Source organism: Vreelandella sp. 21 (assembly GCF_050995515.1).
Lineage (GTDB): Bacteria > Pseudomonadota > Gammaproteobacteria > Pseudomonadales > Halomonadaceae > Vreelandella > Vreelandella alkaliphila.
This window is the reverse complement of sequence record NZ_CP194673.1, coordinates 1,863,181-1,876,038: the sequence shown is the minus strand read 5'-3', so window position 1 is coordinate 1,876,038 and position 12,858 is coordinate 1,863,181. Positions and strand designations below refer to the sequence as shown.

Here is a 12,858-nt window from a genome sequence, read left to right as displayed (position 1 = left end):
GATGTCACGGTTGCCATTTTATTTAATCGTTGGATTACTGCTGTTAGTTGGCATCGCCGCCAGTGTACATCGACATGTTCAGTTTGAAATCCCCTGGCTACCCGGTGAGCAGCGCCAAGTGTGGGAAATCGAAGCGGTTATCAATTTTAATGCCCAGGACGGCCCTGTGCAGGTTGATCTAGCGCTACCTTCTCATCAGGCTGGATATCGGGTGTTGACGGAAAACACCGCATCTTCCGGCTATGGGCTTGCCTACAAAGCAGATGAACTAGGTCGTCAGGCTGAGTGGACTATTCGCAATGCCGCCGGCAGCCAACAGCTTTACTATTCTGTGCAGATGCTTGTTTCGCCAGATGCGCGCTCACCCGTGCAAACGCCACCAGAATTATCGACTATTCCTCCCTGGGAAAGCCCGTACGACTCAGCTGCTAGCCAATTAATTGATCGCGCTTGGGCACGTAGCGCCAATAACGCCACCTTTGCGAGAGAATTGATTTTAGATATTAATGGCGAACGCCAAGGGGAAAATGCACGACTACTCTTAACCCAAGAACAGCCATCGCCGCTGATTGTGCGCTTGTTGAATCAAGCGGGTGTTCATGCAAGGGAAGTCAGCGGTCTATTGATGGAGGATGGTCGTCGTCGACAAACCCTCAGCAGTTGGATTCAAGTGTTCGATGAATCTGCTGAAACATGGACACTATTTAATCCCGCGACCGGCGAGCAAGGAAAGCCCGACAACCTTCTGCTCTGGGAAACTGGCGGTCGCGCTGTCCTAGAAGTTCAGGGCGGCACCAACTCACGGGTTACCTTTTCTATGTTGACGCATTATCAGCCTGCGTCTGCGGCGGTTCGCAATCATTATTCTGACGACACGCTACTGAACTTCTCTATCCATAGCCTTCCTTTGGAAGAGCAGGCACTTTTCCAAACGATTCTGCTGATTCCCATTGGTGCACTGGTAGTAGTGTTCTTGCGCGTGCTGGTTGGGGTGAAAACGTCGGGCACGTTTATGCCGGTGCTTATTGCATTAGCATTTATTCAAACTACCCTGCTAACGGGTTTAATTGGCTTCCTGCTGATTGTGGCCATGGGCTTGATCATTCGTAATTATCTTTCATATCTCAATCTATTGCTGGTAGCGAGGGTTTCGGCGGTCATCATCACTGTCATAGCAATCATCTCAATTTTCACTGTCATTGCTTATCGTATGGGCCTAAGTTCGGGGTTAACCGTCACATTTTTCCCAATGATCATTCTCGCGTGGACGATTGAGCGGATGTCGATTCTTTGGGAAGAGGAAGGGCCAAAGCAGGTATTGGTTCAAGGCGGAGGCAGCCTCTTAACCGCTGTATTAGCGTTCCTTGCCATGAACAACCCCTGGGTTCGCCACATTACTTTCAACTTCCTTGGCGTTCAGTTCATTCTGATGGCGCTCATCTTGTTGCTTGGTAATTACACGGGCTACCGTTTATTGGAGCTACGCCGTTTTAAGCCAATTACCGATGAAGAGAAATCCTCATGAGCTGGCTAAAGAACTGGACGTGGCCGACACGACTTAGAGACAAGGGAATTATCGGCATGAATCGGCGAAATATTCGCTACATTGGCCGCTATAATTCCCGACGCTTATATCCGCTTGTTGACGACAAGCTGAAAACCAAGCTTCTTGCGCAGCGTTACGGCATTACAACGCCTGAACTCATTGGTACGGTAACGACTCAGTTTGGTGTCAAGCATATCAGTGAGATGCTGAGCGGCCATTCAGGCTTTGTGATCAAGCCAGCCAAAGGCAGTGGCGGAAAAGGCATACTTGTTATTGAAAAGGTACAAGAGGGTATCTTTATCAAGCCAAGCGGTGTCAGTTTGTCGATTGAAGATATTGAGCGCCATGTTTCGAACATACTTTCTGGTCTCTATTCGCTAGGCGGCTCACCGGATGTCGCCGTCATCGAAACGCTGATCAATTTCGATGAAAGCCTGATGGCTTATACCTATGAAGGCGTACCGGACATTCGAGTCATCGTGTTTAAAGGGTATCCTGTCATGGCCATGATGCGGCTCTCTACCGCGGCATCAGATGGGAAAGCCAATCTTCATCAGGGGGCTGTGGGTGTTGGGTTGAACATTGCCACAGGCGCGGCTCTGCGCGGGGTGCAGTTCGACCGCCCATGCTTCAGCCACCCCGATACAGGTCACGACTTGGCAAGTCTGGTTGTCCCACAGTGGGATACTCTGCTCCACCTGGCAGCAGGCTGCTACGAGATGACCGGGCTTGGCTATCTTGGCACCGATATGGTACTGGATAGAAAGCATGGCCCCATGCTGCTTGAGCTTAATGCGCGCCCCGGGCTTGCTATCCAAATGACCAACGGAGAAGGGCTTCGTCGCCGGCTTGACCTGATTGAACAGCAGCCTGACGGTGTTCCCGTTGCTGAGCGGGTAGCGTTTGCACAGCACCACTTTGCCCGCCAAAGCGAACTCGTAGAAACGCCTGACACTTCTTCGGCGACGGCGTAGACTACGCATATCCCGTTCAACGAGTGCCCTAATGACAGAAGCTAATACGCTATTACAACAAGCGGAATCCCAGTGCCATACCCGAGGCGTGAGATTTACTCCTATTCGCCGCCGAGTATTGGAACTGATTGCTGAGAATGGTGGCGGCCTAAAAGCGTATGACTTGTTAGACCAGCTATCCACTGAGCATGCCGCAGCAAGACCTCCCACGGTTTACCGTGCTCTAGACTTTCTTATCGAGCAAGGTCTCGTGCATCGTATAGAGTCACAAAACGCTTACGTTGCCTGCGCTTGCCCTGAGCATGCCCATGGCTTTCAGCTGTTAATTTGTCGCCATTGTGGCTATGTTGAAGAGCTTCACTTAGATGAAATAAGCGCTCAGCTGGCCGAATTAGCCAAACGACAAGGGTTTAACGTCGAGCGCCAAACGATAGAACTTCAAGGCTTGTGCCAAAATTGCCGATCTGCGAGTAATGAGTAATGTCACGTTTTGACCAATTAGCCCCGAGCGACCTATTCAAAGCCCTAGAGTCTGCCAGCCCTTCCGACACGTTGCCCGGGACGGAAGCACTTCTTGACGCAGTGCACTTTAACGAACAAGGCTTGCTGCCTGCCATTGCCCAGCAGTTTGATTCAGGCGAAGTGTTAATGATGGCATGGATGAACCGCGAGGCACTCGAAGAAACGCTAGCAACGCAGCGTGCTTGCTACTATTCACGCTCGCGTAAAAAGCTCTGGCGCAAAGGTGAAACCTCGGGTCAACAACAGCAGCTGAAATCTGCGGCTCTCGACTGCGATGGTGACACACTATTACTGCAAGTCGATCAGACTGGACCCGCTTGCCACACCGGTCGACGCAGCTGTTTTTACTTATCGGTAAGTGAAGAGCGTGCGACGATTACCAGCGAGCCGCTTATCGACCCAGCGGCACTTTACGGCAAGAAATAGTGGTAAAAGAAAAGTGGTAAAGCTGCTATCCCAAGCAAAGCACGGGGCCTTGAAGGCACTCGCCATCGTCATGATTGGCTGTATCAAGGTCTATCAATACACCATTAGCCCCCTACTGGGGCCGCGCTGCCGCTTCTGGCCAAGCTGCTCCTCCTATACCGTTGAAGCCATTCAAGTGCATGGCCCTTTCAAAGGCGGCTGGATGGCGATAAAGCGTATTATGCGATGCCACCCAGGCAGCGCCGGTGGCATCGATCCCGTGCCTGGTGGCAGAAGCGAGCAACTGTGTCGTGAAGACCCCGACTTAACAGCACCGCCGCATTCAAAGTGCGACCATCATCACTGATAAAGCTTTCCAATGCGCGTTTACAATTAAGACTGTTTTGCCACCTGGTAAATACGCTCCAACATGGCATGCAAGCCATTACTGCGGGTAGGTGATAGGTGCTTATCCAAACCTAAATCTTTCAAAAAGTGAGGCTCGGTTTGGCTAATCTCATCAGGTGTGCGATCACTATAGATTCTTAGCAGCAACGCAATCAGTCCTGAAACGATGGCCGCATCCGACGTTGCCTTGAAGATAAGCTTGTCGCCCTGCCCTTCGTGACACATCCACACGTTAGATTGGCAGCCCTGAATCTTAAACTCTTCAGTTCGCTGCTCCTCCGGAAAGTCAGGCAGTTGCTTCCCCATATCGATAATGTATTGATAACGATCCATCCAGTTATCAAATATTTCAAACTCTTCGACCAGTTCTTGCTGGGCCAGCTCAGCGCCTGAAGTTGCCATGGCGTTTCCTTTGGGTTGGTGTCTCAATATCATGCCTATTATAACGGGTCAGAAGGCGTTTTTGGGGCTGTTTTCAAGCGATGACGCTGCTGCTCTTGGTGCCATTCATTATCTTCGGTGTGTAAGTAGCGACTCGTCGTATCCAGTTTAGAATGACGGGCACTCTCGGCTAAATGGCGCAGGCTTACCCCCGATTGCGCTTGATGTGTAATCGCCGTATGTCGCAGCCAGTGGGGTGTTGCACGACGCAGCGCGTTCACATAGGCAGGCTTGCCATTTTGCGCTTCTAACGCGTCAGCCGCATCGCTAAATACACCTTTAATCAGCCGGTAAAGTTGGTTATCGCTAATGCCACGACGTTTATCTAGCGCACGGATAAGAGGGTCGGGTTCGTGATAACTGGGCAGACCTGATAATCCAAGCGCTTCCCGCCATTCGAGCACGCACTCAAGCATGTCATCGGGCACCGGAATACGTGCAAGCTTACTCCCCTTACCGACCACCACCCACCACCATCGCCCCTCGCTTTCCTGAAAGTCACCCATCCGAGCGTTAGCCATTTCACTAATACGAGGCGCTAGTAGATAAGCGAAGCAGAATATAAATCGTCGTCGCGCTTGCTCATACGCTTCTCGCTCACTAGCGTGCCCGACTGGCGCATTCAGCCACTGCCAAAACCATGCCCAAAGATCTCGTTCTAGATAACGCTCAATGGTTTGAGCCTGGTTATTCAGCCGCCTAGCCTTGTCGCGCATTAGCACAAATGGATTATGGCGTACCCACCCAGCTTCCACTAGCCAGCTAAACAAGCCCTGCAGAATAATCAGACTTTGCCGCCGACTTGCAGGCGAGAGCCCACCACGAAAAGGTCGCCATTGCGCATGATAGCGAGGCTTACTTGCCCCCACCCACTGCTCAGCTGGCTGAGGATCTGCCAAAAAAGCCTCGTACTGGCGCAACATTTCACGATTCATATCGCATAACGACGTGTTATGGCTGGACAGCCAAAGCAGCAGGCGCTCCGCCTCTCGGCGATAACTTTTCAATGTCTGAGGGCTGTCTTGATACTCCCTAAGCCACGCAGCAACAGCCTCAACGTCGTTTTGAGCATCAATTAACTGCGTGTCAGTTCCCGGGGGGGCAGGCACGGAAGACTTAGCCAGCAAATCAGGCCAACCGCCCTTTTCTAGGCCTTTATATGCTTGTTCTTGCTGTTTCGCGACCTCTCCGGGCATCTCTGCGTTTCCCCATGTCCACTGCATGATTTTTCAATGGGTTAAGTGTGCTGTTATCAGCGTTAAAATTCAAGATTATGGCAGTAATCTTGAATTTATAGCGATGAATGTAAATAATATTACGTTTTATGTATTACGTAATTATTGTAATTTTAACCAAACCCTACGAAAATAGCGCTACCAATCTGACAGGGATAAGCACCATGGCTCGCAGCGGGATTCAATACAGTGATGTTCAGCAAGCAATCGATACCCTGCTCGCTCGCGGCGACACCCCTAGCGTGCAACGCATTCGCGAAGTACTGGGAACTGGCAGCTTCACAACAATCAGTGAGCATTTCCGTAATTGGCGTATTGAACGAGAGCAAAATCGCGATGTTCCGCCACCTAAGGGCGTTCCAGAAGTCATCGTTAACGTCGCAACCGAGCTATGGCGCGAGGCGCAAGAGGTCGCCAATCAAGCGCTCATCCACTATCGCGAAGATGCTAAACGGCAGGTAGAGAGCGCCCAGCAGGAAGCCGCCGAAGCGGTTCAGCAGACAGCCAATGCGGAACAACGCGAAAGCGCCCTTGCAGAGCATTTGCGACATACAGAACAGCGCTTGGAGACACTTAATCGTGAGCTGGCCGCTAGCCAAGCGAGCGAGCATCAGTGGCAGCAACAGGCAGAGCAAGCCACCCAAGATGCTAAGCGATACCAGCAGTTGCTTACCCAGTCTGAGCATGACGTAGCTTCGCTGAAAGAGCGCTTCACTGAGGAGCTGCAACAACGCCAAGCCGCTTGGGAACAGCGCATTGCTCAGGAAGAGCAGCGTAACGAAGCAGCAGAAGGAAAACTGATGGCGTTGCTAGACACGCTAAGACAAGAGCGTGCCCAAGAAGAAAAAGCACTACAAAAGCGCCTACTCCAGTTCGAGCAGCGCTCAGACAGCTTGGCGAAAGAGCTTCAGCTCAAAAAAGACACATTGCAGCACTACCAGTTAGACAACAGCAGCTTGCAACAACGAATTGACGAGCTTGAGCGCAACAATATATCGCTAAAAGAGCTGCACTCCAGCCTGCAGAGCGAGCTCGATAAGGCCCACCAAGCACTAGAACAGCAGCACAAAACGGCGCTTCAGGACGAAAACTGGCAGCAACAGCTTTGGCAACGAATGGAAGCCCTTCAGGCACAATTAACAGCGCTGCCCGAGACGCTCTCCTCGCAAGAAAAAGAAGATAATCCACCCAACGAATGATCTAGCACTTATAACCTATTACTCACAACCTACCACTCATAAAAAAAGCCCAGCAGATTTCTGCTGAGCTTTTCGAAGCGAACACGGTGCCACCAACAGTGCGTTAGCGGTAGTAAGCGTTCGTTGTATCCGTGTGATCGGTCACGTCACGGATACCCGCTAACTCAGGAATCCGCTCCATCAGCGTTTTCTCAACGCCATCTTTAAGCGTTAAATCTACCGCTGCACAACCTTGGCAGCCGCCACCAAAAGCAAGGATCGCCACCTTGTCTTCGGTCAGCTCTACCAGTTTGATTTCACCACCGTGGGCCGCCAGTCCTGGGTTAATCTCACTGTAAAGCGTGTAGTTGATGCGGTCTTCCAGCGGGCTGTCCGCGTTAACTTTAGGCATTTTCGCGTTAGGAGCCTTGATGGTTAACTGGCCGCCCATACGATCCGCGTTAAAATCAACAACCGCCTCGTCTAAAAACGCCAAACTGTTTTTATCGAGAAATACGTTAATTTTTTCAAGCTCAAGCTTAACGTCAGTGGGTTCTTCTTCACCTGGACGGCAATAGGCTAAACATGTTTCCGCGTAAGGCGTGCCGGGTTGGGTGATAAAAATACGCACAGCAATGCCTTCAACATTCTGCTTTTCCAACAGTTCAGCAAGATATTCCTGAGCACTGTCAGTAATATCAATACCTTGGGTATCAGTTTCGATAGTCGCGGTCATAAGGGATGTTATCCTCCCGTGGTTGTGGCTTGGCCACATCACATGTCATTTATAACTATTTCATTAACGCCTATGGTAAGCAAAACTGCTCGCCAGCACAATCCCGACTATTTTAGTAGGCTATTGCCTATGTATATGAGCGCGACTCATTAAGATACTGCAATAACTTCACGCCCTTACTTGCTGCCCTATGGTGTGCCCTTTGTTATGATAGGCGCCGCTCACACTATGACGACGACTATAAAAAATATCCTTTCGACTGAGACGCTGGAGATTCCCCCCTGCCATGGCTGCTAGTGATTTGACTGCTTCCCTCACCCAACGCCTTTCCCAACGTATCCTGATTTTGGACGGCGGCATGGGCACCATGTTGCAGAACGCCGAACTCAGCGAGGACGATTTCCGTAGTGACCGCTTTCGTGACTGGCCCTCGGATCTTAAAGGTAATAATGACCTATTAGCACTTACCTGTCCGGACTTAGTGGCACGTATTCACCGCGACTATCTAGAAGCTGGCGCGGATATTATCGAAACCAATACGTTTAATAGCACACGTCTTTCTCAGTCAGACTATGGCATGGAAGATTTGGTGCCTGAGCTAAATCGTGAGTCGGCACGTTTGGCGCGTAATGTCTGTGACGCCGTGGCTGCTGAAACGAATATCCCGCGGTATGTCGCTGGGGTACTTGGGCCAACCTCACGCACCGCATCTCTGTCGCCAGATGTCAACGACCCTTCTAAGCGCAATGTCACCTTCGACGAGCTTCGCGAGAACTATTACGAAGCTGCTAGTGCGTTAATCGAAGGCGGTGCCGATCTTATTATGATCGAGACTATCTTTGACACACTTAATGCCAAAGCCGCTATTTATGCGCTTGAAGAGTTGTTTGATGACCTGAACACGCGGCTGCCGGTGATGATTTCCGGCACCATTACCGATGCGTCAGGTCGCACGCTTTCTGGTCAAACCACCGAGGCATTCTGGAACTCTGTTCGCCACGCCCAGCCGCTCTCGGTTGGCTTGAACTGTGCTCTAGGTGCGGAAGAGCTGCGCCCTTACATCGAAGAGCTTTCCACTAAAGCCGATACCTTTGTTTCTGCGCACCCCAATGCGGGTCTACCCAATGAGTTTGGTGAGTATGACCAAACCCCAGAGGAAATGGCGGCCATTGTCAGCGAGTTCGCAGAAAGTGGACTGGTCAATATTATTGGGGGTTGCTGTGGCTCAACCCCTGAGCATATTCGTGCCATCGCTGAGGCAGTCAGCTCGATGGCGCCCCGCAAGGTTGCAAAGCGTAGTCATGCGTGCCGTCTGTCTGGCTTAGAGCCCTTCAACATTGAAGCCGACGCGCTGTTTGTCAATGTCGGTGAGCGCACTAACGTGACCGGCTCGGCACGCTTTAAGCGGCTGATCGTCGAAGAAGACTTCACCACCGCGCTTGAAGTCGCCTTGGAGCAGGTCGAGAACGGCGCGCAAATTATCGACATCAACATGGACGAAGGCATGTTGGAGTCCCAGGAAGCGATGGTTCGTTTCCTGAATTTAATCGCTGGTGAACCCGACATCGCTCGCGTTCCGATCATGATCGACTCCTCCAAATGGGACATCATCGAAGCGGGCCTTAAGTGCGTTCAAGGCAAGGCGGTGGTTAACTCTATCTCGCTGAAAGAAGGCGAAGCCGCGTTTCGCGAGCAAGCCACCAAGTGTCGCCGCTTTGGCGCCGCCATTGTCGTCATGGCGTTTGATGAAGAAGGCCAAGCAGATACCTTTGCGCGTAAAACCGAGATTTGTGAACGCGCCTACCGCTTACTAGTCGATGACATTGGTTTCCCGGCGGAAGATATTATTTTCGACCCTAATATCTTTGCTATCGCGACCGGCATAGATGAACACAATAACTACGCCGTCGATTTCATTGAGGCTACCCAGTGGATCCGTGAGCACCTGCCTCACGCGATGATCTCCGGTGGCGTATCGAACGTCTCGTTTTCATTTCGAGGCAATAACCCCGTTCGTGAAGCTATTCACTCGGTATTCCTTTATCACGCCATTCGTGCAGGCCTCAGCATGGGTATCGTCAATGCGGGCCAATTGGCGGTTTATGATGACTTACCCGCCGAGCTGCGTGATGCGGTAGAAGACGTCGTACTCAACCGCCGTAGCGATGGTACCGAGCGACTGCTTGACCTTGCCGACAAGTACAAAGGCGATGGCAGCGGTGCGGCCAAAAAAGAAGACCTGGAGTGGCGCAGTTGGCCGGTTAATAAGCGTATCGAGCATGCGTTGGTTAAAGGCGTAACTGCATATATAGAAGAGGACACCGAACAGGCTCGCGCCGAGGCCGCCAGGCCCATCGAGGTGATCGAAGGCCCGTTAATGGATGGTATGAACGTGGTTGGCGACCTGTTTGGTGCCGGCAAAATGTTCCTACCCCAGGTGGTTAAGTCGGCTCGCGTCATGAAGCAGGCGGTTGCCTACCTGATTCCCTATATCGAAGCGGAAAAAAGCGAAGAGACCAAGGCTAAAGGTAAGATCGTAATGGCCACGGTTAAAGGCGATGTTCACGATATCGGCAAAAACATTGTTGGCGTGGTGCTGCAGTGTAATAACTATGAAGTTATCGACCTTGGCGTGATGGTGCCCACCGAAAAAATTCTTCAGGCCGCTCAAGACCATAATGCTGACATCATTGGGCTTTCAGGACTGATTACCCCATCGCTTGATGAGATGGTGCATGTTGCTAAAGAAATGAAGCGTCGGGGCATGGATCTGCCGCTGCTCATTGGTGGTGCCACTACCTCCAAAGCCCATACAGCCGTAAAAATTGAGCCACAATACGATCACCCCGTGATTTATGTAACCGATGCCTCCCGAGCGGTTGGCGTTGCAGGCCGTTTACTGGCGCCGAACCTTAAAGCCGCCTACGTTGCAGAGATTCGCGAAGAGTACGAAAAAGTGCGCGAGCGTAACGCCAAACGTCGCCCTAAAGCCGCAGACCTGGACTATACCCAAGCCCGTAAACGGCGCTTTCGCACGGATTGGAACAGCTTTACTCCAGTAAAACCTCAGGTGTTGGGTCTAAAAACTTTCGATAACTACGACCTTGAAGAGCTGGTTGAACGCATCGATTGGACACCGTTCTTTATGAGCTGGCAGCTCGCTGGCAAGTACCCCAAAATCCTTGAAGATAAGGTAGTCGGCGAAGCTGCACGCAATTTGTTTGCAGATGCCAAAGTGATGCTGCGCAAGCTAATCGACGAAAAGCGTGTTCAAGCGCGCGGCGTCATTGGTCTGTGGCCCGCCAACAGCGTCGATGACGATGTCATTGAAGTGTATGCCGATGAAAGTCGCACCGAAGTAGTTGAGCGTTTGCACCACATTCGCCAGCAGACCACCAAAGGGCGTGACGGTATTTGCTACAGCCTTGCGGATTTTATTGCGCCTAAAGAGAGCGGCAAAGCCGACTGGATTGGTGGCTTTGCGGTTACCACAGGCCATGGGGTTGATGAACTTTCCAAAGCCTATGAAGCAGCTGGTGACGATTACAATGCCATCATGGTGCAAGCATTAACCGACCGTTTGGCAGAAGCGTTTGCCGAGCGCATGCACGAGCGCGTGCGCAAAGAGTTCTGGGGCTATGTGCCGGAAGAGACGCTGGATAATGACGCGCTAATTGCCGAGAAATATCAGGGTATCCGCCCTGCTCCCGGTTACCCAGCCTGCCCTGATCATACCGAAAAGGCCACGCTGTTCCGGCTGCTTGATGCGACAGAAAATACCGGCTTGGCACTGACCGAGAACTTCGCTATGTGGCCTGCGGCGGCGGTCTCTGGCTGGTACTTCGCCCACCCCCAGTCAAAATACTTCTCCACTGGAAAAATCACCCGGGATCAAGTGGAAGCGATTGCGCAACGCAAGCAGATGCCGTTAGTGGAAATGGAACGCTGGCTCTCTCCGGTACTCTCTTACGACCCTAGCTAATGTCAGCAGTGGGCCGCCGCCAAGGTAAGGTCATACGCTTAGCCTTACCTATCATGCTGGGCATGCTCTCACAGAGCATGCTCAACCTTATTGATGCTGCGCTGGTAGGCCATTTAGGCCAAGAGGCATTGGCAGGTGTTGGTATCGGCGGCTATGCCATGTTTATGATGACGGCATTGGTTTTTGGCCTCTCTTCCAGCGTCCAGTCGCAAACCTCTCAAGACCTGGGCGCAGAACACTTCCCGCTAACACGCTCACTTCACTCTGGCTTGCTGATCGCCGTTATGGTCGGTATTCCATTATCGTGTCTAGCGTGGTGGCAGGCTCCCCAGTTAATACAATTAATTACGCCAGCAGATGATGTGACGACCATTGCCGTGGAGTATTTCCGCTGGCGCGTTGTATCGTTAGCCGCGATTGCCTTAACACTTTGCTTTCGCGGTTACTGGAACGGCCGGCAGCACACGCACCTTTACCTGCGTATTATCGTCATTGTGCATGTGTTCAATGTGATCGCTAGTGCAGGATTAATTTATGGCATTGGTGGCCTTCCAGCGCTGGGTGCCAATGGTGCAGGTATTGGCACGACGCTTTCGCTACTGCTGGGACTGATTATTTGGGCTTACGTGACGTATAACGCCCACGCACTTACCCGACAGAAGCTGACATTGCGTTCATTACAGACCACACTATTTTTGGCTATCCCACACTCACTGCAACAAGTATGGTTTGCCGCCGGCTATGTGGTGCTGTTCTGGCTATTAGGTAGGATGGGCACGCAGAGTGTCGCTGTCGGCCATGTGCTAGTGAATCTATCGTTGCTACTTATTTTACCTGGAGTCGGGGTGGGTGTGGCGGCAATGAGCTTGGTCGGTGAAGCGTTAGGGCGCGATGATCAACAAGCAGCACACCGCTGGGGAATCGACGCATTAAGCGTCGCTGGTTTGCTGCTGACAGTGTTGGCACTCCCTATGCTGTTGTTGCCAGCAACTGTTCTGGCTATTTTTTTTGAAGATCACTCACTCATTCAGTTAGGCACTCTTCCCTTACAAATTACTGGCCTAATGATAGTGCTGGATGCTGCCGCGCTGGTGCTGGCCCAAACGTTAATGGGCGCTGGCGCTCAGCGAACAGTGATGTTGCTTACTTTGAGCATGCAGTGGCTAGTGTTTCTGCCACTGGCTTGGTGGGTAGGCATTGAGTTGGAATATGGGCTACTCGGTGTATGGCTAGTGCAGCTTTTCTACCGTGCGCTCAATTCCAGCAGCTTCTTATGGGTGTGGCAGCGTCGACGCTGGCTAGCTCAAGCGCTATGACTTATAAATCCCAAATACCATTTAGCGATAAAAAGATAATTATATATTCTTTTGTAGAATATGACGCCCGCGTTAAGGTGACGGCACATTACCGTCCGTCTCGACGTGACCATTT

The 12,858-nt window shown here is 51.6% G+C and carries 11 protein-coding genes; 8 read left to right on the top strand and 3 right to left on the bottom strand.

Features of this window, described 5'->3' with window-relative positions; genetic code table 11:
* Window position 1: 1 nt before the first annotated feature.
* The 5 genes from ACN06F_RS08795 (at window position 2) to yidD (ending at window position 3,814) form a co-directional block, all read left to right on the top strand.
* On the top strand, window positions 2-1,525 hold the full coding sequence (locus tag ACN06F_RS08795; RefSeq protein ID WP_038484262.1) for an inactive transglutaminase family protein: 1,524 nt from the start codon (window positions 2-4) through the stop codon (window positions 1,523-1,525).
* Entirely contained in the window at window positions 1,522-2,520 is a 999-nt protein-coding gene (locus ACN06F_RS08790) for an alpha-L-glutamate ligase-like protein (protein WP_038484259.1), read from the top strand. The genes ACN06F_RS08795 and ACN06F_RS08790 overlap by 4 nt, the downstream gene beginning before the upstream one ends.
* 31 nt (window positions 2,521-2,551) lie before the next feature.
* Window positions 2,552-3,001: a transcriptional repressor gene (locus tag ACN06F_RS08785; RefSeq protein WP_038484256.1), complete on the top strand. Its 450-nt coding sequence runs from the start codon at window positions 2,552-2,554 to the stop codon at window positions 2,999-3,001.
* On the top strand, window positions 3,001-3,468 hold the full coding sequence (gene hisI / locus ACN06F_RS08780) for a phosphoribosyl-AMP cyclohydrolase (protein WP_433925023.1): 468 nt from the start codon (window positions 3,001-3,003) through the stop codon (window positions 3,466-3,468). Before ACN06F_RS08785 ends, hisI begins: the two co-directional genes overlap by 1 nt.
* A gap of 70 nt (window positions 3,469-3,538) precedes the next feature.
* Complete coding sequence (yidD, locus tag ACN06F_RS08775; RefSeq protein ID WP_205739042.1) at window positions 3,539-3,814, top strand: membrane protein insertion efficiency factor YidD; 276 nt, start codon at window positions 3,539-3,541, stop codon at window positions 3,812-3,814.
* 26 nt (window positions 3,815-3,840) lie between these two features.
* Here yidD and ACN06F_RS08770 read toward each other — a convergent pair whose 3' ends face one another.
* Both ACN06F_RS08770 and ACN06F_RS08765 read right to left on the bottom strand, forming a co-directional pair.
* Window positions 3,841-4,257 carry a SufE family protein gene (locus tag ACN06F_RS08770; RefSeq protein ID WP_038484250.1) on the bottom strand — a complete coding sequence of 139 codons (417 nt, stop codon included), beginning with the start codon at window positions 4,255-4,257 and terminating at the stop codon, window positions 3,841-3,843.
* Window positions 4,258-4,295: 38 nt separating this feature from the next.
* Window positions 4,296-5,519 carry a tyrosine-type recombinase/integrase gene (locus ACN06F_RS08765; protein ID WP_232482905.1) on the bottom strand — a complete coding sequence of 408 codons (1,224 nt, stop codon included), beginning with the start codon at window positions 5,517-5,519 and terminating at the stop codon, window positions 4,296-4,298.
* Window positions 5,520-5,695: 176 nt separating this feature from the next.
* Here ACN06F_RS08765 and ACN06F_RS08760 point away from each other — a divergent pair, with 176 nt between their 5' ends.
* A complete protein-coding gene (locus ACN06F_RS08760) occupies window positions 5,696-6,730 on the top strand; it encodes a DNA-binding protein (protein WP_038484244.1) in 1,035 nt (344 codons plus the stop codon).
* 103 nt (window positions 6,731-6,833) lie between these two features.
* On the opposite strand, the gene nfuA is transcribed toward ACN06F_RS08760, so the two are convergent.
* Window positions 6,834-7,445, bottom strand: a complete 612-nt coding sequence (gene nfuA, locus ACN06F_RS08755; RefSeq protein ID WP_038484241.1) for a Fe-S biogenesis protein NfuA — start codon at window positions 7,443-7,445, stop codon at window positions 6,834-6,836.
* 286 nt (window positions 7,446-7,731) lie between these two features.
* On the opposite strand from nfuA, the gene metH reads away from it, so the two are divergent.
* A complete protein-coding gene (gene metH / locus ACN06F_RS08750; RefSeq protein WP_120386950.1) occupies window positions 7,732-11,427 on the top strand; it encodes a methionine synthase in 3,696 nt (1,231 codons plus the stop codon).
* Window positions 11,427-12,743: an MATE family efflux transporter gene (locus ACN06F_RS08745; protein ID WP_433925022.1), complete on the top strand. Its 1,317-nt coding sequence runs from the start codon at window positions 11,427-11,429 to the stop codon at window positions 12,741-12,743. The genes metH and ACN06F_RS08745 overlap by 1 nt, the downstream gene beginning before the upstream one ends.
* Window positions 12,744-12,858 lie beyond the last annotated feature (115 nt).

Bases quoted from the DNA above. Each gene is read 5' to 3' on its own strand.
- ACN06F_RS08795 (WP_038484262.1), top strand. From the start codon at position 2: ATGTCACGGTTGCCATTTTATTTAATCGTTGGATTACTGCTGTTAGTT.
- ACN06F_RS08790 (WP_038484259.1), top strand. From the start codon at position 1,522: ATGAGCTGGCTAAAGAACTGGACGTGGCCGACACGACTTAGAGACAAG.
- ACN06F_RS08785 (WP_038484256.1), top strand. From the start codon at position 2,552: ATGACAGAAGCTAATACGCTATTACAACAAGCGGAATCCCAGTGCCAT.
- hisI (WP_433925023.1), top strand. From the start codon at position 3,001: ATGTCACGTTTTGACCAATTAGCCCCGAGCGACCTATTCAAAGCCCTA.
- yidD (WP_205739042.1), top strand. From the start codon at position 3,539: ATGATTGGCTGTATCAAGGTCTATCAATACACCATTAGCCCCCTACTG.
- ACN06F_RS08770 (WP_038484250.1), bottom strand. From the start codon at position 4,257: ATGGCAACTTCAGGCGCTGAGCTGGCCCAGCAAGAACTGGTCGAAGAG.
- ACN06F_RS08765 (WP_232482905.1), bottom strand. From the start codon at position 5,519: ATGCAGTGGACATGGGGAAACGCAGAGATGCCCGGAGAGGTCGCGAAA.
- ACN06F_RS08760 (WP_038484244.1), top strand. From the start codon at position 5,696: ATGGCTCGCAGCGGGATTCAATACAGTGATGTTCAGCAAGCAATCGAT.
- nfuA (WP_038484241.1), bottom strand. From the start codon at position 7,445: ATGACCGCGACTATCGAAACTGATACCCAAGGTATTGATATTACTGAC.
- metH (WP_120386950.1), top strand. From the start codon at position 7,732: ATGGCTGCTAGTGATTTGACTGCTTCCCTCACCCAACGCCTTTCCCAA.
- ACN06F_RS08745 (WP_433925022.1), top strand. From the start codon at position 11,427: ATGTCAGCAGTGGGCCGCCGCCAAGGTAAGGTCATACGCTTAGCCTTA.